Origin of the sequence: Aeromonas aquatica, from assembly GCF_000764655.1 — a bacterium.
GTDB classification, from domain to species: domain Bacteria; phylum Pseudomonadota; class Gammaproteobacteria; order Enterobacterales; family Aeromonadaceae; genus Aeromonas; species Aeromonas aquatica.
Genome location: NZ_JRGL01000132.1, coordinates 1 through 21,151, shown reverse-complemented (window position 1 = coordinate 21,151; position 21,151 = coordinate 1). Strand labels below are relative to the sequence as shown.

Below are 21,151 nucleotides of genomic sequence, written 5' to 3'. Positions count from 1 at the left end.
TGCTGGAGAGATGAATGTATTCCTACGTAGCAAGGCAGCCCATCCTGGATCGGGAGTTGAAGACTCATGCCTATGAGCTGCTTTTTCGCGACAGCCTGGATAATGTGTTCCCCCTGATCTCGGCGCAACAGGCCACCGCCCGGCTGGTGGCCGAACAGTTTTTGCAGCAGAACATCGATCAACTGCTTGGCGGGTACCCTTGCTTCATCAACTTCCCTCACTCCCTGCTGCTCGACGGACTGGCCGAATGCCTGCCCCAGGACAAGGTGATCATCGAGATACTGGAAGATGCCGAGCCGGACGATGCGCTGCTGGCCAAGGTGATACAGTTGAATCAACTGGGTTATCGCATGGCACTGGATGATTTCACTCTTTCCGTTGCCTGGGATCGCTTCCTGCCCTATGTCCACATCATCAAGTTCGACCTGAGGGCCACCCCCCTCGCCAGTATCGAGGCCTTCATCGAGAGCCACCGGCACCTGCCGCTCACCTATCTCGCCGAGAAGGTGGAAAACAAGGTGGAATTTGAGCGGATGAAGGCGCTGGGGGTCGCGCTGTTTCAAGGCTTCTTCTTCAGCCGGCCACAGCTGGTGCAGCAGACCACCAGCCACCCGGATCAGTTGCTGGTAATGCACCATGAGCCCTCACTCAAGCATTTGATTGAAAAGGTCCTTCACAAATGATGGCCGTATGTTCGCCCATTCAGAGGCCTTCCCCCCGCACACGGCACGGCAAACACCATAGAAAACGCCCCTCTCGAGGGGCGTTTTTTTATGCCAGGCGTGAGCGGCTTAGAACAGCATGTTGAACTGAACCGAGGCCAGGAAGGCATTGCCTTCGTTGTTGCCTTCGAAATAGAACGGCTGACCCGGTTCGTTGTTGTGAACCCCTTCCTTCACCTCACTCGCCTCCCCATTGATATAGGTCATGCCGAAGTCGATGCTCTTGGTCTCATCCAGATGGTAGGTCGCCCCCGCGCTGTACCACCACTTGTCGGCATCGGGCAGACTGATGGTAGCGTGCTCGCGCTGTACGGCCGACTCGTCATAGGCGACGCCGACACGCGCCTCCCACTGCGGGTTCACATACCAGGTCGCGCCGACCGCGTAGCGCATCGCATCCTGCAACTGCTCGTTCTTACTCAGGCAGACGCCGCCCGGCAGGTTGCACTGCTCGCTGACTGCCTCCAGCTTTTCAAAGGCACTCCAGTCGGTCCACATCACCGAGTAATGCAGCGCAAATTGCTGGTTCAGGCGGTGATAGCCGGAGAACTCGGCGATGGCGGGCATGGGCACATCGACCGTGGCATCGGCTTTGTAACCGGGAGCGCCAACAGCCCCGGTGTAATCTCCCTCCAGCTCCACGTCGATCTGAGAGCGGTAGGTCAGCGCCAGGCGGTTATCCTGGTTGATCTCGAACAGGCCGCCGACGTTCCAGCCCCAGCCGTTGCCAGAGCCATCGAAGTTGGCCAGGGTATTGTGGGAACCATTGGGGTTTGCATTGGGATTGACCCTGTCCACATAACCGGTGGCGATGGTGTAGTTGACGCCGGCACCCAGGCTCCACTGCTCGTTGATGCGATAGGCCACATTGGGGTTCAGGTTGACACTCATCAGCGAGGTCTCCCCCGCCAGCAAACCGGCGGCTGGGTTGCTGCCAGCACCGAAGCTGTCGTCAAAGCGGGTGCCCAGACCATAGTTGGTCATCATGGCAAAACCGACTGCCCACTGCTCGTTGATGGGCTGGATCATATAGGCGGCAGGCACCACGGCATTGGGGCCGGCGTTGCCATGGCTGGCCGTGGTGCTGGAATCGAATCGGTTGCCCGGCAGATCGGTGACAAAAGCCCCGTCCACGCTGTAATCCGGATCCACCATGGTGGCGGCCATGGAGACGGTGGTCCTGTCGAACATCATCATGGCGGCCGGGTTGCGGCCCAGCACCGACGCGTTGTCGGCAATGGCTCCCTCACCCGCGAAGGCGCGGCCGAGGCCGGAGGCGGAGTGTTCGTTGATCTGGAAACCAGAGGCGGAGGCGTTGGTGGCGAGCAGTGCCAGCGCGCTGGCAAGGATGCTGAGCTTGAATGGGGTGGTCATCAAAGGTTCTCGTTTACGCGCCCATGGCGGGCGATGATCATCACGGCGATCTGGGCTACGCGATGCAACAGTGCCCTGAGTCATCGGTGTCAACACAAGAGCAGCAGAATAGATGGCGCATAGTAGGGAGCCTCTTCGCTGCTACAAATCAGACCAGTCTCAAAATTGGCTGCCAACCTTAATGCCGACTGAATGAACGCAAATAAGCCTGTTTTCCCGTTCAGAAACGGACTTTTCGGCGCAACTTTCGGATATGGCGAAGCACGTGTCGGGCCGCCTTGGCAGGCAACCGACGCCAGGATAAGAGAGAATGACCCTGAGGCCGCCCGTGCGGCCTCAGGGTCGACTCGACAGAGAGGGAAGATAAAGAAGGGGGATTGGGCGCCCTTGTCGGCCCGTGCCCTGGCTCAACGCCGGCGCGACATCAGGCCGACATTGAACAAGAACTCAGTCCAGCTCGATGGCCAGGGCGGTCGCCTCCCCGCCCCCGATGCACAGGCTCGCCACCCCGCGCCGCAGGCCGCGGGCGCGCAGGGCGTGGATCAGGGTCACCAGGATGCGGGCACCGCTGGCGCCGAGGGGATGGCCAAGGGCGCAGGCCCCCCCGTTCACGTTCAGCTTGTGGTGGGGGATGTTGCAGCCCGCCATGGCCAGCATGCTGACCATGGCGAAGGCCTCGTTCACCTCGAACAGATCCACCTCCTCCACCCGCCAGCCGACGCGTGCCAGCAGCTTGTCGATGGCCCCGACGGGAGCGCTGGTGAACTCGGCTGGCAGGGCGGCATGGCTCTGATAGCCCACTATCCTGGCCAACACCGGCAGCCCCAGCCGGGCGGCGGTCTCGGCCCGCATCAACACCAGCACCGCCGCACCGTCCGAGATGGAGCTGGCATTGGCTGCGGTAATAGTGCCCGCGACAGAGCCTTGCTTGCCGAAGGCGGGTTTCAAGGTGGGTATCTTGTCGGGTCTGGCCTTGGCAGGCTGCTCGTCCTCGGCCAGCAGCAGTTGATCATGCGCCATCACCGGGGTCAGCTCGGCCTCGAACGCACCGCTGCGTTGCGCCGCCAGGGCCCGCTCCAGGGAGGCGATGGCGAAGGCATCCATGTCGGCCCGGGTCAGTCCGGCCCGATCGGCACTCGCCTGCGCATAATGCCCCATCAGGTGCCCCTCGTAGGCGTCCTGCAGCCCGTCGAGGAACATGTGATCCAGCACGCTCTGATGGCCCATGCGGAAACCGCCGCGGGCCTTGTCGAGCAGGTAGGGCGCCCGCGTCATGCTCTCCATGCCGCCAGCCACCACCACCTCGGCCTCGCCGAGCCGCAGGCTGTCGGCCGCCAGCATCACCGCCTTCATGCCGGAGCCACACACCTTGTTGATGGTGGTACAGGGCACGCTGTCCGGCAGCCCGGCCTTGAGCGCCGCCTGGCGGGCAGGCGCCTGCCCGAGCCCGGCACTGAGCACATTGCCCATGTAGACCTCATCTACCTGCCCTCCTCCGAGCCCGGCCGCCGCCAGGGCCGCAGCGATGGCGCAGGCCCCCAGCTCCGGTGCACTCTGGTTGCTCAAGGCGCCCTGAAAGGCGCCCATGGGGGTCCGCTTGGCCGCCACTATCACAATATCCATCGGTCACTGTCTCCTTGTTACATAGGGATAACATATGCCTCCACGGGAACGGGAACAAGACTTGCAGGGAAGTTGACGTTTGGGTAAGGTGCCAGCCTGCCTTGACAATCGAGATGACGGCCAAGATAACCCTATGACCAGATCCAAGGATGACGCCCGGACCTACAGCATCAGCGAGCTGGCCCGTGAATTTGATGTGACCACCCGCAGTATCCGCTTCTATGAGGATCAGGGTCTGCTGAATCCGACCCGCCAGGGCCAGACCCGGATCTACAGCCGACAGGACAAGGTGCGCCTCAAGCTGACCCTGCGCGGCAAGCGGCTCGGCTTCAGCCTGGCGGACATTCGCGAGCTGTTCGATCTCTATGACGCGGACAAGAGCAGCCGTACCCAGCTGCAGACCATGCTGGGTCTGGTGGCCGACAAGCGGGTGATGCTGGAGCAGCAGCTGGAGGACATCAAGATGGTGTTGCTGGAGCTCGAGGCCGCCGAGCAGCGTTGCCAGCAAGCCCTGGCCCAGCTGATCCCCTGACAGGCACCCGGCTATCTGCCGCAGGCAGAGGATGCGAGGCGCGCGTCGAGCACCAACGAAAAGAGGGAAGCAATCGCTTCCCTCTTTTATTTTCACCCCGGCGCAAATGGCGCTGTTATCGGGCTTCCTTGCTCCAGCGATCCGGATCGTAATCCGGGCTGTAGCGATCGACGATGATGGCGCAGGCCGCATCCCCGGTGATGTTGAGTGCGGTGCGGATCATGTCGAACAGGCGATCCAGCGCAAACAGCAGCGGCAGCCCCTCGATGGGGATCCCGGCCGCCAGCAACACGGCCACCACCAGGAAGCTCGGCCCCGGCACGCCGGCCTGGCCGATGGCCCCCAGGGTCGAGGTCAGTATGATGGCCACCCAGGCGCCCATGGTCAGATCGATCTGATAGACCTGGGCGAAGAAGATGGCCACCAGACCGTAATAGATGGCGTTGCCACTCATGTTGATGGTGGCGCCGAGCGGCAGCACGAAAGAGGCGGTGGCGTTGGTGACCTTCAGCTCCTGCTCGCAGGTCTCCATGTTGACCGGCAGGGTCGCCATGGATGAGGCGGTAGAGAACGCAACGATCTGCGGCTTCTTCATCGCCGAGAAATACTTGCGCACCGGCGTGTTGGAGAAGAGCGCGATCAGCAGCGGGTAGACCACGAAGCCGAAGATCAGGATGGCACCCACGTAGACCAGGAACAGCTTGAGCACCAGGGTCAGCACATCGAAGCCGTAGGTGCCGATGGCATCGGCCATCAGGCCGAACACCCCGAGCGGCGCTATCAGCATCACCTTGTTGATCATCCAGACGAAGGCATCCACCAGGGTATTGAGCCCGTCCACCAGCGGCTTGGCACGCTCACGGGGCTGTTTGGCCAGGGCGATGCCGAGGAACATGCAGAACACCAGGATCTGCAGTATGTTCGCCTCGTTCAGGGACTGGAACACATTGGTCGGGATCATGCCGAGCAGGGTGGCCACGGCGTCCGGCAGGGCGCCCTTGTCGGCGTAGTCGCCGGAGAACATGGCCCCCATGGCGCTAAAGTCGACCCCGACCCCGGGTTGGAAGACCTGGCCCATCACCAGGGCCAGCAGCACCGCCAGCGCCGAGGTACCGAGGAAGAAGGCGAGCGTGGTGATGCCGATCTTGCCCGCGGCCGGACTGGCCCCCAGATTGGCGGCCCCCGACAGTATGGCCACCGCCACCAGCGGGATCACCAGCATCTTGATCAGCTGGATGAAGAGGGTACCGAGCGGCGCGAAGACGGTGGCATTTTCACCCATCAGCGCCCCGACCAGGGCACCCAGCACCATGGCAACCACGACCTGGAAGCCAATGTTTTTGATTAATCCTTTTGTTAACACGAAATGTTCCTTTAATGAGCAACGACTGACACTTTCCTAGTGCAATTGACTGGCCAGCGCAACAAAGCCTCCTCATTACGCTGGCGGCGCGCTTTATCTCATATTTACTCGCCGTTTAACATTATGATTCCTGAACGCGATGAATTTAGTATTTTCCCAGTAAAATCAAGACTCATAAGCAACAACCCTGTTTTTCCCTGTTTCACCATGACAACGGCCAAAAAAGTGTGCTACGTTGGCTCGGCAAACGTGCATACAGGGAAGAAAAGATGCTGAAAGTTAACGAGTATTTCGACGGAAATGTTAAATCCATCGGTTTCGAGCAGAAGAGCGAGAAAGCCACGGTCGGCGTGATGGATGCAGGCGACTACCTGTTCAATACCGCCGCCCCCGAGCGGATGACGGTGATCAAGGGTGTTCTCACCATCCAGCTGGCCGATGAAGACGAGTGGCACACCTACGGTCAGGGTCAATCCTTCGAGGTCGCCGGTCACTCCTCCTTCAAGCTGGCCGTCAAGACACCGACCGCCTATCTGTGCGAGTTTCTCGACTGATAGAGACTGAGCGCGAGCCACGAGGCGCCGACCCGCCCCCCGTGGCTCCTTTAGCCCAGCCTGTAGTGCCCCATTTCCACACCGCCATCACAAGCCGTCGCTTCCCCCCTTTCCATCGACTACAAAAAATTTACAATGTTTAGACGAAATCCATAATCGGAGTACGTCATGATCAGTGTCTTCGACCTGTTTTCCATCGGGATCGGCCCCTCCTCCTCCCACACAGTGGGACCGATGCGGGCCTCCTGTGCCTTCGTCAATGCACTCAAGCAGGCAGGGCACCTCTCCCGCACCGAGCGGGTCGTGGTCGAGTGCTATGGCTCCCTCGGCCAGACCGGCAAGGGTCATGGCACCGGCAAGGCCATCATCCTGGGGCTGGCCGGGTTTGAGCCGGAATTGGTGGATATCGAGGCCATCCCCACCTTTCTGGGCCAGGTAGAGCACAGCCAAACGCTGCGCCTGGCAGGGGAGCAGCCGAGCCATTTTCCCCGGGTCGGTGCCATCATCTTCAACCGGCGCAAGACCCTGCCCGCCCACTCCAACGGCATGACACTGCGCGCCTTCGCAGCCGATGAGCTGCTGTTCGAGCAGACCTACTACTCCATCGGTGGCGGCTTCATCATCGAGGAGAGCCACTTCGCCAACGCCAAGGAGGAGGCGGCCAGGTTCGACGCCGCCCACCCCGTCCCCTACCCGTTCGAGAGCGGTGCCCAGCTGCTGGCCCACTGCCAGGAGAGCGGCCTCTCCATCTCCGGCCTGATGCTGGCCAACGAGAAGGTGTTTCGCAGCGAGCAGGAGATAAAGGCGGGCCTGCGCAAGATCTGGCAGGCGATGCAGGGCTGTGTCGAACGCGGCTGTCGCAGCGAGGGGATATTGCCGGGCGGGCTCAAGGTGAAGCGCCGCGCCCCTGGCCTCTATCGCCAGCTCAACGGCGAGACCAACTTCAACAAGGATCCCCTGATGGTGATGGAGTGGGTGGATCTGTTTGCGCTGGCCGTCAACGAAGAGAACGCCGCCGGTGGCCGGGTGGTGACGGCGCCCACCAACGGCGCCGCCGGCATCATCCCGGCGGTGCTGCACTACTACGATCGCTTCGTGCGCAAGGTGGATGACGAGCTGCTGCTGCACTACTTCCTCACCGCCGCCGCCATCGGCATCCTATATAAGAAGAACGCCTCCCTGTCGGGGGCCGAGGTGGGTTGCCAGGGTGAAGTGGGTGTCGCCTGCTCCATGGCGGCCGGGGCCCTGGCCGAGCTGCTCGGCGGCAGCCCGGGGGTGGTCGAGAACGCCGCCGAGATCGGCATGGAGCACAACTTAGGGCTGACCTGCGATCCCATCGGCGGCCTGGTGCAGGTGCCCTGCATAGAGCGCAACGCCATGGGGGCGGTCAAGGCGATCAACGCCGCCCGCCTGGCCCTGCGCGGCACCGGCGAACACAAGGTGTCGCTGGACAAGGTGATCAAGACCATGTGGGAAACCGGCAACGACATGAAGACCAAATACAAGGAAACCGCCCGCGGCGGCCTTGCCGTCAACATCACGGAATGTTAACCCGAGGTAACACGGCAGCATTTGGCACTAAGATACCCGGCTCGTCCGGGTATTTTTTCGCGAAACGTTTGCCAGGTGCTTAACAAATTGGATAACCATCAAAATAAATTTTATACTCGCGCCGTTATTTCAACAAAAATAGATCTGTTTCAACTTTTTTTAAGCCATGAGTCGTTACACTGCGGTTAGCTGGTTCATCGGCCTTTGCGACGACAGACTCGTCCCATGGATCACCCCCTTTCTGCGAGCGGGCATGGCGCCCCCTTCTACCCTGAGGTAATTGTTACATGATCAGCGTTTTTGATATCTTCAAAATCGGTGTTGGCCCCTCCTCTTCCCACACTGTCGGCCCGATGAAAGCAGCCAAGCAGTTCGTGGATGATCTGCGTGCTGGCGGCAAGATCCGTGACATCACCCGGATCCAGGTCGACGTCTATGGCTCCCTCTCCTGGACCGGTAAAGGTCACCATACCGATACCGCCATCATCATGGGTCTGGCCGGCAACCTGCCGGAAAATGTCGACATCGACGGCATCCCCGAATTCATCTCCCGTGTCGAGCAGACCGGCCGCCTGCCGATCGGCTTGCATTGCCACACCGTCAGCTTCCCGCAGGGTGCCATGGTGTTCCATGACGAGGCCCTGCCGCTGCACGAAAACGGCATGAAGCTGACCGCCTTCATCGAAGATGAGGCCGTCTACAGCAAGACCTATTACTCCATCGGTGGCGGTTTCATCGTCGACGAAGAAAACTTCGGCAAGGCCGACAGCGGCGACATGTCGGTGAGCTACCCGTTCAAGAGCGCGGCCGAGCTGCTCGCCCACTGCAGCCAGACCGGTCTCTCCATCTCCGCCCTGATGCTGGAAAACGAGAAGTGCTTCAACACCCCGGAAGAGATCTACAAGAAGCTGGGCAAGATCTGGACCACCATGCGGGAAGGGATCGAGCGCGGCTGCCGTACCGAAGGGATCCTGGCCGGCCCGCTGCGCGTGCCCCGTCGTGCCGCCCCGCTCTACCGTCAGCTGACCACCAACGAGCATCTCTCCAACGATCCCATGAGCATCGTCGACTGGGTCAACATGTTTGCCCTGGCGGTGAGTGAAGAGAATGCCGCCGGTGGCCGCGTGGTCACCGCGCCGACCAACGGCGCCGCCGGCATCATCCCGGCCGTGCTGGCCTACTACGACAAGTTCATCCAGCCGGTCGGCCGCGACGAATACACCCGCTTCTATCTGGCCTCCGCTGCCGTCGGCATGCTCTACAAGATGAACGCCTCCATCTCCGGTGCCGAAGTCGGCTGCCAGGGTGAGGTGGGTGTCTCCTGCTCCATGGCCGCCGCCGGCCTGACCGAACTCATGGGCGGCAGCCCGGAGCAGGTGTGTGAAGCCGCCGAGATCGGCATGGAGCACAACCTGGGTCTGACCTGTGATCCGGTCGCGGGCCAGGTGCAGGTGCCCTGCATCGAGCGCAACGCCATCGCCGCCATGAAGGCGGTCAACTCCTCCCGCATGGCGCTGCGTCGCACCTCCAAGCCGCGCGTGTCACTGGACAAGGTGATCGAGACCATGTACATCACCGGCAAGGACATGGACTCCAAGTACCGTGAGACCTCCCGCGGTGGCCTGGCCATCAAGGTGATGCAGGTTGCCTGCGAATAAGGCACGCAAATGAAATGTAAAAAAGGCGGGATATCCCGCCTTTTTTATTACTCGTTATTTCGATGGCACAACTCAAATCGCCACAACCGATATTGCGAGACGAGCCTCAGCTATTTCAGATGAGGCGGCGCCTGTCTGGCGACACTACTCCACAATCCGATCGGCCAGGGTCCCGACCGCCACCACGAAATAGGGGGAGCGATTCCAGTGGCGCAGTACCCGGTAATTGTCGTAGGCCAGATAGCTGCGCCCCTGGACGTCGTCCGGCCGAATAAGCGAGGCCTGCATCTTGGCTCTTGGCAGGGGGGAACCATCCTGCTGACGCACCCCCAGTGCCTGCCACTGTGCGAGCGACTTGCGCTGCTCCAGTCCGAGCAAGGCAGGGTCCAGACCCGCTGGCACCCTCACCCGCCGGCCCCAGGTTTCATCGTCCCGCCAGCCGTTCTGATGCAGATAATTGGCCGCAGAACCAAACACATCCGCGAGGTTGCCCCACAGATCCTTCCTGCCGTCCCCATCCTGATCGACCGCGTATGTCAGGAAGGATGAGGGCATGAACTGCACCTGCCCCATGGCGCCGGCCCAGGAGCCTTTAAAGGCGGTGGGGGTCACGTGTCCCTGCTCTATGATGCGCAGCGCATCGAACAACTGGGCCTTGAAGAAGGCCTCTCGGCGCCCCTCCCAGGCCAGGGTGGCCAGGGACGATATCAGGGGAAAATTACCGGTCAATTTACCGAAATTGGTTTCTATTCCCCATAGCGCGACTATAAAACGGGGTTGCACTCCATATTCCTGGCCTATTTTCGTGAGCAGCGGCAGATGCTGGCGATATAAGGCTTTGGCCTGATTGACTTTCCATTGCGGGACGGCGCGGGGAATATAACTATCCAGCGTCAGTTTGAATTCCGGCTGGTTTTTGTCGTGCTTGATGGCCGCCTCGATTATCCGGATATCGGCAAAGGCGGCCTCGACCGTGACACTCGGGATCCCCGCCGCCACCGCCTCCCGTTTGAGGCCAACAACGTAGTCATTGAAGTCGGGACTGGCCTGCAGCGGCGTGCTTAATATGCCGCCGAGCAATAACAGCGCCAGCCGCCCTTTCATCAGGATGAAGCCTTTAATTGCGCCTTGTGCTGTTCCAGCAGATTCTCCGGCGGCGGAGGGACTTGCAGATAGAAGCCCTGTTGCTTGAGCGCCTCCATCACCCGTTCGGTCGAGGCGATCCCCAAGGGCTTGGCGGGATCAAGCTTGGTCATCAAGACCAGCTCGGGACGACCGAAGGTACTCATCAGTGCCTCTGGCACACGGGAGAAATCCTCTCTTCTTTCAATAAAGAGATAGGTCTCGGCTTTTTTGCGACTTTTATAGACTGCACACAACATGGAAATTGATATAATCCGACGGGTTTATTGCCTCTGGTGGTGGCAAACTATAACATCAGGAATTGAATAACAATAACGTATTACCGTCTCGGTTCGGGGAAGATTCATGGTTGAACGCGATAACGAATTGAAAGGGACTACCTTCACTATTTCTGTGTTGCATCTCAGCGATGGCAATCCGACCCGGATCCGTCAGTTGCTGGCGGCCAAGGTCGCGCAAGCCCCCCAGTTTTTTAATTGTGCCCCCTCGTCATCAATGTGGAGCGACTGGCTGCGATCCCGGACTTCGATCAACTCAGGGAGTTGGTCGAGTCGGAAGACTTCGTGCTGGTCGGCATCACGGGGGCGAAGGATGAGGCGATGAAGACGGCGGCCAGGGTGGCGGGCCTCGCGGTGATGGTGTCGGGCAAGAGCCGCAAGGTGGAGCCCGAACCCGCCCCGCTGCCAGTCCCCCAGCCCACCGAAACGGTTCAGGCCGTGCCTGCCCCGGCGCCCCTGGTGCCGAGCAAGGTACACATAGGACCGGTGCGCTCCGGCCAGCAGCTGTATGCCGCCGGTACCTCGCTGGTGGTGCTGGGCTCGGTCAGTCCGGGCGCGGAAGTCATCGCCGACGACAGCATCCATATTTATGGCGCCCTGCGTGGCAGAGCCATTGCGGGGGCCAAGGGCAACACCCGGGCCCGCATTTATTGTCAGCAATTGCAGGCCGAGCTGCTCTCCATCGCCGGCACTTTTCAGCTGAGCGATGCACTGCCGGCAGGCCTGATCCAAGAGCCAGTCCATATCCGGCTGGACAACGAACAACTCCGTATCGACCGTATCAAATAGAGTTACAAGGAAGCGAGAATGGCGCGAATCATAGTCGTTACATCGGGCAAAGGCGGCGTTGGCAAGACCACCACCAGCGCGGCCCTGAGCACCGGTTTAGCTCAGCGAGGCCACAAGACAGTGGTCATCGATTTTGACATTGGCCTGAGAAATCTGGATCTCATCATGGGCTGCGAGCGGCGCGTGGTGTACGACTTCGTCAATGTGATCAATGGTGAGGCCAACCTCAACCAGGCCCTCATCAAGGACAAGCGTTCCGAGAATCTGTTCATCCTGCCTGCCTCCCAGACCCGGGACAAGGACGCGCTGACCCGCGAAGGGGTCGAGAAGATCCTGGATCAGCTGGCGGAGATGAAGTTCGATTACATCGTCTGCGACTCCCCGGCCGGCATCGAGGCGGGGGCCCTGATGGCGCTCTATTTCGCCGACGAGGCCATCGTCACCACTAACCCGGAAGTCTCGTCCGTGCGTGACTCGGATCGGATCCTCGGCATCCTGGCCTCCAAGTCCCGCCGCGCCGAGCGCGGTGAAGACCCCATCAAGGAGCACCTGCTGCTGACCCGCTACTGCCCGACCCGCGTCAACCGCGGCGACATGCTGAGCGTGCAGGATGTGCAGGAGATCCTGGCCATCAAGCTGCTCGGGGTGATCCCGGAGTCCCAGGCGGTGCTGCGCGCCTCCAACTCGGGGGAGCCGGTCATTCTGGACAAAGAGTCCGATGCCGGTCAGGCCTATGAGGATGCGGTTGCCCGCCTGCTGGGTGACACCAAGGATTTTCGTTTTCTGGAAGAAGAAAAGAAGGGCTTCTTTAGCCGACTGTTCGGGAGTTAAACATGTCATTATTGGATTATTTTCGTTCCAACAAGAAACAAAACACCGCACAACTGGCCAAAGAGCGGTTGCAGATCATAGTCGCGCACGAGCGTTCATCCAGAGGGGGGCCGGATTACCTGCCCCAGCTCAAGCAGGACCTCCTCGACGTAATCCGCAAGTATGTGCAGATCGATCCGGACAAGATCACCGTCCAGCTCGATAAGAAGAGTGACGAGCTGTCGGTACTGGAGCTCAACATCACCTTCGCCGATGACAAGAAGGGATGAGCTGACGCCCCATGCGTGACCCCTTCCCTCAATGAAGACCGGATCCTGTAGCAGGATCCGGTTTTTTATTGCCCTGACCCCCGCCAGCATGACGCTGCATCTCGCCAAGGGCGCGGGGGCCAGCTAGAATACCGCGCGCCACCGTTCGCTCACGACGGGGCTTCTTATTTTTATTATCTGGAACAGATGACTTATGTCTTTGAACGACGAAATGCACAGCGTCGAGGAACTGCTCGATACCGCCCTCGAACTCTTTATGGAGCTGGCCTCGGACAACCTGCCGGAGCAGGAGATCGCCCTGTTCAACCAGGAGTTCAACAACCGCGGCCTGTTGGCCGAGAGCGATCCGGCCGATGACTGGGAAGCGGACGTGGGCTTCGCCGTGAGCGATGAGGAATACGCCGAGATCTGGATAGGCCTTGGCAACGCAGAGCAGGAGTACGAGCACCTGTTCGCCCGCCTGCTGCTCTCCCGCCGGGTCGACGAGAAGTTCTGCCACATCGAATGGCTACCCCAATAATTCCGGATCCCGATGATCCTGGCCAGTATGCCTGGGAGTCCGAGCCTGGCCCCGTGCGACCGGCGCTGAGGCGGCGCCTGCTGGGATGGCTCGGCAAGCTGCTGCTCGGAGCCCTGCTCAGTACCATCGTCTCGGTGGCCTTGCTGCGCTTTATCGATCCCCCCATGTGGACCTGGCGCATCGAGCGGGCCCTGTTCCCGCCCGCCAAGATAACCGAGGTCAAACATGACTGGGTGCCGCTCGAAAAAATCTCCGGCGAGCTGCAACTGGCGGTGATCGCCGCCGAGGATCAGCGCTTCGCCGAGCACAATGGCTTCGACATGGATGCCATCAACTCGGCGCTTAGACACAACCAGCACAGCGAGCGGGTGCGCGGCGCCAGCACCCTGAGCCAGCAGACGGCGAAGAATCTGTTCATGTGGAGCGATCGCAGCTTCCTGCGCAAGGGCATTGAAGCCTGGTTCACCCTGCTGATGGAGCTGGGCTGGGACAAGTCCCGCATCCTCGAGGTGTACCTGAATATCGTGGAGTTCGGGCCCGGCATCTATGGCGCCGAGGCCGCCGCCCGGCACTACTTTGGCAAACCGGCCGCTCGCCTGACCCGCTATGAGGCTTCTCTGCTCGCCGCCGCCTTGCCCAATCCCTGGCGCTACCGGGTCAAGCCGCCCTCCCCCTATGTACAGCAGCGATCAGCCTGGATCCGCCGCCAGATGGGGCAGCTCGGCCAGGTCACCCTGAACCGGGTACACGAGGCCAACTAGCGCCTTCGGCGGGCTCGGCCGCCGGTCCCAGATGGCCGCCTATGGTCTCCCGATGCAGCGGCAGATAGTGCCACCACCAGGTCTCCCGCCGCCGCTTGAGCTGTCGCTTCTGCTGTCGTCGTTTCATCATGCTGCCCAGATGCCCTCTCATACCACCGGATGGCGGCGACTCTGTTAACCTTATCCCCTGATCCGGCCATTGGATAGAGGGGCTTGTCTGCGCCCCGATCTGGCCGCCCTCTTCAATAATTGCTACAGTGGCGAACCTGGATGTATCTGGAGTGATTTCATGGAACAACGCAGCCCGGATCAGCTGGTCGAGTGGGCCTATGATCAGTTTCTTGAGCAGGCCGCCGACATGCTGGCCCCCGAACAAATTGTCGACATCACCCTCGAGTTCGAGCAGCGTGGCGCCGTCGAGGCAACCCTGCCCAACGCCGACTGGTCAACCGAGCTCGGCGTGCCGGTCGACATGGAGCGCTGGGCCGAGGTGTGGGTCGGCTTGCTGGATCATCAGGAAGAGTTTGAGGTGATCTATGCCACCTACCTGCTGCCCCGCAGTCAGAGCGAACACGAGGTCCATGTGCGCTGGCACCGTCAGCAACAAGCATAAGAAAGGCGCCCCAGGGCGCCTTTTACGTTTCTGATGTTTGACATCCCCGTTCAGGGTTGCAGCGCGATGGCCTTGGCCAGGCAGCGGCGGCACCAGCAGGCGCTCCCCTCGCTCATCGGCATCAGGGGTAATTGGCTGCACCAGCAGACCGAGATGCTTTCACCGGCCGAGACGGCGCAAAACGCCGGTTCACCGCAGCCCGGGCAGACATGGGTGCTGCGCGTGCCGCCCAGTTCGGCAATGCGCGCCAGCTGAGCCTCGCTATCCATAGCAGACCACTGTCCAATCTCGGTCAGGGTGCGGCCACAACCGAGGCAGAGACCGTCCCTGGCGCGGCAGTCACCGATGCAGGGGCTCGGCACTTATTCGCCAGCCTCTTCTTGGCGCTCAGCTTTGGGAGCATCCACCAGGCTGATGCTGTTGTCGTCGATGACAATCTTGCCCTGCTTGTAGAGGCCGCCGATGGCCTTCTTGAAGGTGCCCTTGCTCATGTTGAACATCTTGTAGATGAGCTCGGGTTCGCTCTTGTCCCCCACCGCCAGGCTGCCGCCCTGTTTCTGCAGACGGGTGAGGATCCGGCCACCGGCATCATCCATCCTCGCCATGCCGGGTTTTTGCAGGGTCAAGTCCAGCTTGCCGTCGTCACGCACCTGCTTGACCCAGGCGGTCAGCGGTCGACCCGTCATCACCCGGCCGAACACCTCGTTCTTGAACAGCATGCCAGAATACTGACCGTTGACCACCGCCTTGATGCCAAGGGGAGTGTGCTCGCCAGGCAGCGCCGTCACCTCGTCGCCGGCCTTGAAAGGAGGCAGATCGGTGCTGAGGAAGCGCTCGAGGCGGCTGGTGCCCACCATGCGGCCCTCGTTGTCCAGCATCAGGTGCACCAGATAGACGTGGCCCACCTGCATCGGCTTGTTCTGCTCGCGACTCGGCACGAACAGATCCTTCTTCATGCCCCAGTCGAGGAAGGCGCCTATCTTGTTGGCGTTGATCACCTTGAGGCCGACGATATCGCCCACCATGGCAAAGGGTTTGTCGGTAGTGATCACCGGCTCGCAGTCGGCATCCAGATAGAGGAAGACGGATACCTCACTCTCCACTGTGACGCCTTCGGGCAACTGGCGCTTGGGCAGCAGCAGCTCGCCATATTCGCCCGCGGCGAGCCAGGCGCCACGGTCTTCGAGCTCAACGACGGTGAGGGTGTTCATCTTGCCAATCTGTAACATGGTGATCTCTTCTTTCAATATCCGGATGGGCGCATATTTCGTGCCCGTAATATAGGTGCGCATCGCCCCTGTCATGCCGTGGGCACTGACAGCCAGCGTCATTTTTCATGCAGGCGCGCATGTTACCCCAGAGCCGTGACAGGGCCTAGTCCCTTGCCCCTGCCCTCGCGCTATTTTCCCATGAGCCTGGCGCCGTCCTGGCGATATTAGCAGCATTCGGCCAGCCCCTTGCTGCATATGACCCCATTTTTGGGTAGACTTCGCCACCGTAAAATCTGCAACAAGCTTCGTTGGGGGCTCAAAATGCCATGAGCAGGAGATGAACTGCCCGGCGTTTTGGGGCATCCGGGGCTACAGCGCCCCGGCTGACAAGTGAGTCGCTGAAATGAGATCTTGCGCTGCTTTTTGCACAGCCGTGAAAGCCGACGCGTCCACAATACCTTGATCTCGTTACGAAAAAATGCAGCAAGCTAGTTCAATTGAAACCTTTAAAACTATATTCATGACGCAACACGTGCGCGAACGCACATTTTTCTGGTGCTTGTTCAGACAAATGCCCTTGTGTTACGTATCATCAGATTCAAAGTATCAAGAGAAACTGCACCCGATGCAGCCGCCACAGCAGGATGTCCATATGTCAAAGATCATAGAGCTGCTCGCCCACTATCCTCCGTATCAGCTGGTCCATGCCGCCGAGATGGTGCGCGATACCTTCGAACAGTTTTATCAGCAGCGTTATCAGCTGACGGTGCCCCAATGGCGCCTGATGATGGTGCTCGGCCCCAACTACCCCATCAGCCAGAAGGAGCTGGTGGAGGCGAGCGGGATGGACAAGGTGCGGATTTCCCGCGAGATCCACCGGCTGGTGGAGAAAGGGATCCTGGTCACCGAGAGCAGCCCGCAGGACAAGCGCATCAGCCTGGTCTCCTTCACCCATGCAGGGCTTATCTTGTTCCAGCAGCTCAAAACCGAGGCCGGCAGCTGGCAACACACCCTCACCGACTACCTGCCGAGCGAGGCGCGGGAAACCATCCGTCTGCACCTGCAGAGCGTCAGTGACGCCATCGAGCAGTTGCACCTGCTGGATCAGGAGCAACAGCCATGAACCTGAAAAATTTTGCCACCATGGACGTCAACATGTTGCTGAGTCTCATCAACATGCAGCTGCGCGATCGTTACGAGGATCTGGACGATCTCTGCAAGGCCCAGGATCTCGATCAAGGGGCCCTGGTCGCCAGACTCGCCTGTGGCGATTTCCATTATCAGGCTGATCAAAAACAGTTCAGATAGGGATCCGGATCACAGACTGCCCCACGACGCTGGCTCTGGCGGCAAAAACTGCTAAGGTGGAGAGACCCTGTAGCCTGAGGTATGGATACATCAGGCTGTCATACAGAGCGGGTAGCCTTATCCGCGTACCACCAGCCAAGGACGACACCCATGATCCTCACCCGACAGACCAGCCTGATCATTCTCAGCGCCCTCTTCACGATCAGCCTCTTCTCCCCCCAGTTGCCAGACAGCGCCGAACAGTGGCTCAGCAGCCTGTTGCTGGGTGCATTGGTGGCCGTGTGCCTGATGGTCGGCAGTGGTTGTCGTCACTTCTTGCAGGAGTGAGCGCCTGAACGGCGCCTCACCCCAAAACAACAACGCAGCCAGAGGGCTGCGTTGTTGTTTCTGTCTGGCAGAGTGTGAGCGAGTTAGATAGCCAGGGCTTCCAGTTGCTCTTTCGCCTGCTCTATGCCCTTGGCCTGGGCGTCCGGGCCCATGCCCATGCCTTCGGCGTAGATGAAGTCCACCTCGTTGATGCCGATGAAGCCGAGCACGGTGCGCATGTAGGGGGTCACCAGATCGGTGGCGGCGCCGACGTGCATGCCGCCGCGGGGGCTGACTACCAGAGCGCGGGTATTTTCCACCAGGCCGACCGGACCGGTCTCGGTGTAACGGAAGGTCACGCCGGCACGAGCCACCAGATCGATCCAGTTTTTCAGCTGGGTCGGGATGTTGAAGTTATACATGGGGGCGGCAATCACCACCAGATCGCTCGCCTTCAGCTCGGCAACCAGCTCGTCGGACTGGGCCAGCACGGCCAGCTGACGCTCGCTCAGGTTCTCACCACCGCGCAGACCGAAGGCCAGCTCGCCATCCAGCACCGGCAGGTTCAGGGCAGCCAGATCGCGCACAGTGATGTTGTCATCCTGGTGATCGGCAAGGAAGCCGTCGATCAGGGCGTTGGACTGAGAATATTGACCCAGGATGCTGGACTTGAGTACGAGGATATTGGCCATGGTAAAGCTCCATTTGGTTGTCAGTTGGACAGTACGACTGTCGATGGAGGTCACTATAAACATTGAGCTACAAGCCTGATAGCGAAAATAGATGCTCAAGTTATTCAAAATTTTTGACGATTGTTCATTTCATCGCCAAGGGGGCGATGACCTCGCGCCCCACCCTTGGCAGAACAAACGATTGCCGTTATGATCCGCCGCACTTTTTTCAGTGACCCGGATCCCATGGCACCTTCCCGCAGGCACTCTCCCTTTGCCGGCGCCGTCTGGATGATGGTGGCAGGCCTCTGTTTCGCCGCCGTCAACAGCCTGAGCCAGTACGTCAGCTTCACCCTCGGCCTCCCTTCCACCCAGGTCGCCTTCCATCAGTACCTGGTCGCCCTGGTGTGCCTGCTGCCCTGGCTGATCCGCCACGGCTTGCGCCAATCCCTGATGACCAATCAATTGCGCCTGCACCTGCTGCGCGTCCTGCTCGCCGTCATCGGCATCCAATTCTGGCTGTGGGCGCTGGCGGTGCCCGTGCCCATCTGGCAGGGTATAGCGCTCTTGATGACCTCGCCGCTGTTCGCGACCCTGGGGTCTGCCCTGCTGCTCAAGGAGCGGGTGAGCCGGGCCCGGATCCTGGCCACCCTTGCCGGTTTCGTCGGTGCCACGCTGATCCTCGCGCCCTGGACCGATGACTTCAGCATGGCCTCCCTGCTGCCGGTGGCGGCGGCGCTGTTCTGGGCCGGTTACTCCCTGCTGGTGCGCTACCAGGCAGCAAACGAATCGTCCCACACCATAGTCGTCTACCTGCTCATTTTCAGCACCCCGTTCAACGCCATGCTGGCACTGCCCCAATGGCAGTGGCCGGGCGAAACCCAGTGGCTGCTGCTGGCGGCCTCCGGCGTGCTGTCGGCACTGGCGCAGATGTCCATCGCCCGCGCTTACAGCGTGGCCGAGGCCTCCTTCGTGCAGCCGTTCGACTTTGCCAAGTTGCCGATGAACGTGCTGGCAGGTTGGCTGGTGTTTGGTTGGGCGCCCCCCGGCCGATTGTGGCTCGGCGCCGCCATCATCATAGGCGCCATCACGTTGCTGACCCATCTCGAGCAGCGCGCTCATAAATCCGTTTCCTGAGGTACGCCATGCGTGCCTCTTTTTTTGTCCCTTCATTGGCCCTGACCCGGCCATCGACGTGAGGAGAGATCAGATGTTTGGAACCGCTACCCTTCCCGGCGCCACCCGTGCCCTGCTGCTCGGCTCGGGAGAGCTCGGCAAGGAAGTCGCCATCGAGCTGCAACGCCTCGGTATCGAGGTGATCGCCGCCGACCGTTACCCCAACGCCCCCGCCATGCAGGTGGCCCACGCCGCCCAGGTGTTGGACATGCTCGATGGCGCCGCCCTGCGCGCCCTGGTGGCCGAGGTCAAGCCCGACCTCATCATCCCCGAGATCGAGGCCATCGCCACCGATACCCTGGCAGAGCTTGAGCAGGAAGGGGTCAGGGTCGTGCCCAACGCCCGCGCCACCCAGCTCACCATGAACCGGGAGGGGATCCGGCGTCTGGCCGCCGAAGCGCTGGGGCTGCCCACCTCTTCCTATCGCTTCGCCCAGAGCAAGGAGGAGTTCGTTGCCGCCGTCGAGGCCATAGGCCTGCCCTGCGTGGTCAAGCCCGTGATGAGCTCCTCCGGCAAGGGCCAGAGCCTGCTGCGCGACCTCGCCAAGCTGGACGACGCCTGGACCTATGCCCAGGAGGGGGGCCGCGCCGGCCGTGGCAAGGTGATCGTCGAGGGCTTCGTGCCCTTCGAGTACGAGATCACCCTGCTCACGGTGCGCGCCGTGGATGGCATCCACTTCTGCGATCCCATCGGCCACCGCCAGGAAGACGGTGACTACCGCGAATCCTGGCAGCCCCAGGTGATGAGCGAGCTGGCCCTGACCCGCGCCAAGGAGGTAGCCGCCAAGGTGGTCGAGGCCCTCGGCGGCTACGGCCTGTTCGGGGTCGAGCTGTTCGTGCAGGGGGAAAACGTCTGGTTCAGCGAGGTCTCCCCTCGCCCCCATGACACCGGCATGGTGACCCTGATCTCCCAGGATCTCTCCGAGTTCGCCCTGCACGTGCGCGCCATCCTGGGACTGCCCGTAGGCCACATCACCCAATACGGGCCGAGCGCCTCCGCCGTGGTGCTGCGCGACGGCCACAGCCAGGACATCCGCTATCGGAGCATTGGCGAGGCGTTGAGCCTGGTGCCAGGCGCCCAGCTGCGGCTGTTTGGCAAACCCGAGATCGCAGGGCGCCGCCGGCTCGGGGTAGCGCTGGCCCGTGGCCAGGACTGCGAGGAGGCCGTCGCGCAGGCCAAGGCGGTGGCCGCACGGGTAGAGGTCATCTTTTAAGCGAACGCCGCCTCCCACATGATCCGGCGCAAGGGGCAGTGAAATGCCCCTTTTGCATTTGCCCGTGCGGCTTATAATCCCCGTTCAACCTTGTCAGGAGTAGATGATGTTAACTGCCGTGATCTTCGATATGGACGGTGTCCTGATCGATTCCGAACCCTTTTGGCAGCGCGCCCAGATGGCCGTGTTCTCCGAGCTTGGCCACTTCCACACGGAAGAAGACTGCAACTCCACCATAGGAGTGCGCATCGATCAGCTGGTGGCCCACTGGTACCGCATTCGCCCCTGGAGCGGCCCGAGCCAGGAAGAGGTGGTACAGCGCATCCTGGATCAGGTGATCGCCCTCATCCTGCAGGAAGGCCAGCCCAAGGAGGGCGTGCTGGACGCGCTGGCGCTGATGGAGGCCCGTGGTCTCAAGATCGGGCTCGCCACCTCTTCCCCCTTTGCCATGGTGGAGGCCGTGCTCGGCAAGCTCGGCATCAAGGATCGCTTCCTCGCGGTGCACTCCGCCGAGGTGGAGCGCTTCGGCAAGCCTCATCCCGATGTCTACATCCACGCCGCCGAGAAGCTCGGGGTCCTGCCGGTGCATTGCCTCGCCATCGAGGACAGCTTCACCGGTCTGCTGGCGGCCAAGGCGGCCTCCATGCAGGCGCTGATCGTGCCGGACCCGGCGCTGGTGGGGGAT

General features: G+C 61.1%; 24 protein-coding genes and 2 pseudogenes. 17 read left to right on the top strand and 9 right to left on the bottom strand.

What is annotated here, in order from left to right:
* Positions 1-14 precede the first annotated feature (14 nt).
* Positions 15-632 (top strand): annotated as a pseudogene (locus LG30_RS0117715) (EAL and HDOD domain-containing protein); the annotation flags it as partial.
* Between the two features lie 159 nt (positions 633-791).
* Here LG30_RS0117715 and LG30_RS0117710 read toward each other — a convergent pair.
* A complete protein-coding gene (locus tag LG30_RS0117710) occupies positions 792-2,096 on the bottom strand; it encodes an outer membrane protein transport protein (RefSeq protein ID WP_033132019.1) in 1,305 nt (434 codons plus the stop codon).
* Between the two features lie 447 nt (positions 2,097-2,543).
* Entirely contained in the window at positions 2,544-3,719 is a 1,176-nt protein-coding gene (locus LG30_RS0117700) for a thiolase family protein (RefSeq protein ID WP_033132017.1), read from the bottom strand.
* 133 nt (positions 3,720-3,852) lie between these two features.
* Here LG30_RS0117700 and LG30_RS0117695 point away from each other — a divergent pair, with 133 nt between their 5' ends.
* A complete protein-coding gene (locus LG30_RS0117695; RefSeq protein ID WP_033132016.1) occupies positions 3,853-4,251 on the top strand; it encodes a MerR family transcriptional regulator in 399 nt (132 codons plus the stop codon).
* Between the two features lie 115 nt (positions 4,252-4,366).
* On the opposite strand, the gene LG30_RS0117690 is transcribed toward LG30_RS0117695, so the two are convergent.
* Positions 4,367-5,614, bottom strand: coding sequence for a dicarboxylate/amino acid:cation symporter (locus LG30_RS0117690; RefSeq protein ID WP_033132015.1), 1,248 nt, complete (start codon positions 5,612-5,614; stop codon positions 4,367-4,369).
* 269 nt (positions 5,615-5,883) lie between these two features.
* Here LG30_RS0117690 and ppnP point away from each other — a divergent pair, with 269 nt between their 5' ends.
* The 3 genes from ppnP (at position 5,884) to LG30_RS0117675 (ending at position 9,377) form a co-directional block, all read left to right on the top strand.
* Positions 5,884-6,168: a pyrimidine/purine nucleoside phosphorylase gene (gene ppnP / locus LG30_RS0117685; RefSeq protein WP_033132014.1), complete on the top strand. Its 285-nt coding sequence runs from the start codon at positions 5,884-5,886 to the stop codon at positions 6,166-6,168.
* Between the two features lie 168 nt (positions 6,169-6,336).
* Positions 6,337-7,719 (top strand): L-serine ammonia-lyase, encoded by a 1,383-nt coding sequence (locus tag LG30_RS0117680; protein ID WP_033132013.1) that lies wholly within the window; start codon positions 6,337-6,339, stop codon positions 7,717-7,719.
* Positions 7,720-8,006: 287 nt separating this feature from the next.
* The gene (locus tag LG30_RS0117675; protein ID WP_033132012.1) at positions 8,007-9,377 is read left to right on the top strand and encodes an L-serine ammonia-lyase; all 1,371 of its coding nucleotides are present in this window, start codon (positions 8,007-8,009) and stop codon (positions 9,375-9,377) included.
* A gap of 144 nt (positions 9,378-9,521) precedes the next feature.
* Here the strand turns inward: LG30_RS0117675 and LG30_RS0117670 are convergent, their stop codons facing one another.
* Together LG30_RS0117670 and LG30_RS0117665 are read right to left on the bottom strand one after the other, a co-directional pair.
* Positions 9,522-10,481 carry a lytic murein transglycosylase gene (locus tag LG30_RS0117670; protein ID WP_033132011.1) on the bottom strand — a complete coding sequence of 320 codons (960 nt, stop codon included), beginning with the start codon at positions 10,479-10,481 and terminating at the stop codon, positions 9,522-9,524.
* Positions 10,481-10,759 (bottom strand): YcgL domain-containing protein, encoded by a 279-nt coding sequence (locus LG30_RS0117665; RefSeq protein WP_033132010.1) that lies wholly within the window; start codon positions 10,757-10,759, stop codon positions 10,481-10,483. The genes LG30_RS0117670 and LG30_RS0117665 overlap by 1 nt, the downstream gene beginning before the upstream one ends.
* 106 nt (positions 10,760-10,865) lie before the next feature.
* On the opposite strand from LG30_RS0117665, the pseudogene minC reads away from it, so the two are divergent.
* From minC to mtgA, 5 genes and pseudogenes are all read left to right on the top strand, one after another.
* Positions 10,866-11,587, top strand: a pseudogene (minC, locus tag LG30_RS21040) (septum site-determining protein MinC).
* 18 nt (positions 11,588-11,605) lie between these two features.
* Positions 11,606-12,418 carry a septum site-determining protein MinD gene (minD, locus tag LG30_RS0117655; protein ID WP_033132009.1) on the top strand — a complete coding sequence of 271 codons (813 nt, stop codon included), beginning with the start codon at positions 11,606-11,608 and terminating at the stop codon, positions 12,416-12,418.
* 2 nt (positions 12,419-12,420) lie between these two features.
* On the top strand, positions 12,421-12,687 hold the full coding sequence (gene minE, locus LG30_RS0117650) for a cell division topological specificity factor MinE (protein ID WP_005311265.1): 267 nt from the start codon (positions 12,421-12,423) through the stop codon (positions 12,685-12,687).
* 193 nt (positions 12,688-12,880) lie between these two features.
* Positions 12,881-13,207, top strand: a complete 327-nt coding sequence (locus LG30_RS0117645; RefSeq protein WP_033132008.1) for an HI1450 family dsDNA-mimic protein — start codon at positions 12,881-12,883, stop codon at positions 13,205-13,207.
* A 53-nt stretch (positions 13,208-13,260) separates the two neighbouring features.
* Entirely contained in the window at positions 13,261-13,968 is a 708-nt protein-coding gene (gene mtgA, locus LG30_RS0117640; protein WP_152599365.1) for a monofunctional biosynthetic peptidoglycan transglycosylase, read from the top strand.
* On the opposite strand, the gene LG30_RS22795 is transcribed toward mtgA, so the two are convergent.
* A complete protein-coding gene (locus tag LG30_RS22795) occupies positions 13,937-14,098 on the bottom strand; it encodes a hypothetical protein (protein ID WP_238566451.1) in 162 nt (53 codons plus the stop codon). The genes mtgA and LG30_RS22795 overlap by 32 nt on opposite strands.
* A 159-nt stretch (positions 14,099-14,257) precedes the next feature.
* On the opposite strand from LG30_RS22795, the gene LG30_RS0117635 reads away from it, so the two are divergent.
* Positions 14,258-14,581: an HI1450 family dsDNA-mimic protein gene (locus tag LG30_RS0117635; RefSeq protein ID WP_033132006.1), complete on the top strand. Its 324-nt coding sequence runs from the start codon at positions 14,258-14,260 to the stop codon at positions 14,579-14,581.
* A gap of 50 nt (positions 14,582-14,631) precedes the next feature.
* Here LG30_RS0117635 and LG30_RS0117630 read toward each other — a convergent pair whose 3' ends face one another.
* Together LG30_RS0117630 and LG30_RS0117625 are read right to left on the bottom strand one after the other, a co-directional pair.
* The gene (locus tag LG30_RS0117630; RefSeq protein WP_033132005.1) at positions 14,632-14,943 is read right to left on the bottom strand and encodes a DUF1289 domain-containing protein; all 312 of its coding nucleotides are present in this window, start codon (positions 14,941-14,943) and stop codon (positions 14,632-14,634) included.
* A complete protein-coding gene (locus LG30_RS0117625; protein ID WP_033132032.1) occupies positions 14,944-15,828 on the bottom strand; it encodes a CvfB family protein in 885 nt (294 codons plus the stop codon). It abuts the gene before it with no gap.
* A 616-nt stretch (positions 15,829-16,444) separates the two neighbouring features.
* On the opposite strand from LG30_RS0117625, the gene LG30_RS0117620 reads away from it, so the two are divergent.
* From LG30_RS0117620 to LG30_RS22595, 3 genes are all read left to right on the top strand, one after another.
* Positions 16,445-16,915 (top strand): MarR family winged helix-turn-helix transcriptional regulator, encoded by a 471-nt coding sequence (locus LG30_RS0117620; protein WP_033132004.1) that lies wholly within the window; start codon positions 16,445-16,447, stop codon positions 16,913-16,915.
* Positions 16,912-17,100 carry a DUF4250 domain-containing protein gene (locus LG30_RS0117615; protein ID WP_033132003.1) on the top strand — a complete coding sequence of 63 codons (189 nt, stop codon included), beginning with the start codon at positions 16,912-16,914 and terminating at the stop codon, positions 17,098-17,100. Before LG30_RS0117620 ends, LG30_RS0117615 begins: the two co-directional genes overlap by 4 nt.
* Positions 17,101-17,250: 150 nt before the next feature.
* Complete coding sequence (locus LG30_RS22595; RefSeq protein WP_152599363.1) at positions 17,251-17,427, top strand: hypothetical protein; 177 nt, start codon at positions 17,251-17,253, stop codon at positions 17,425-17,427.
* 83 nt (positions 17,428-17,510) lie between these two features.
* Here LG30_RS22595 and LG30_RS0117610 read toward each other — a convergent pair whose 3' ends face one another.
* Positions 17,511-18,098 carry an FMN-dependent NADH-azoreductase gene (locus LG30_RS0117610; protein WP_033132002.1) on the bottom strand — a complete coding sequence of 196 codons (588 nt, stop codon included), beginning with the start codon at positions 18,096-18,098 and terminating at the stop codon, positions 17,511-17,513.
* 225 nt (positions 18,099-18,323) lie between these two features.
* Between LG30_RS0117610 and LG30_RS0117605 the strand changes: the two genes are divergently transcribed.
* From LG30_RS0117605 to hxpB, 3 genes are all read left to right on the top strand, one after another.
* Positions 18,324-19,214: a DMT family transporter gene (locus LG30_RS0117605; protein ID WP_052101174.1), complete on the top strand. Its 891-nt coding sequence runs from the start codon at positions 18,324-18,326 to the stop codon at positions 19,212-19,214.
* Positions 19,215-19,287: 73 nt separating this feature from the next.
* Positions 19,288-20,466, top strand: coding sequence for a formate-dependent phosphoribosylglycinamide formyltransferase (gene purT, locus LG30_RS0117600; protein WP_033132000.1), 1,179 nt, complete (start codon positions 19,288-19,290; stop codon positions 20,464-20,466).
* 106 nt (positions 20,467-20,572) lie between these two features.
* Positions 20,573-21,151, top strand: a 579-nt coding sequence (hxpB, locus tag LG30_RS0117595; RefSeq protein WP_033132031.1) for a hexitol phosphatase HxpB, incomplete at its 3' end; no start/stop codon positions are given.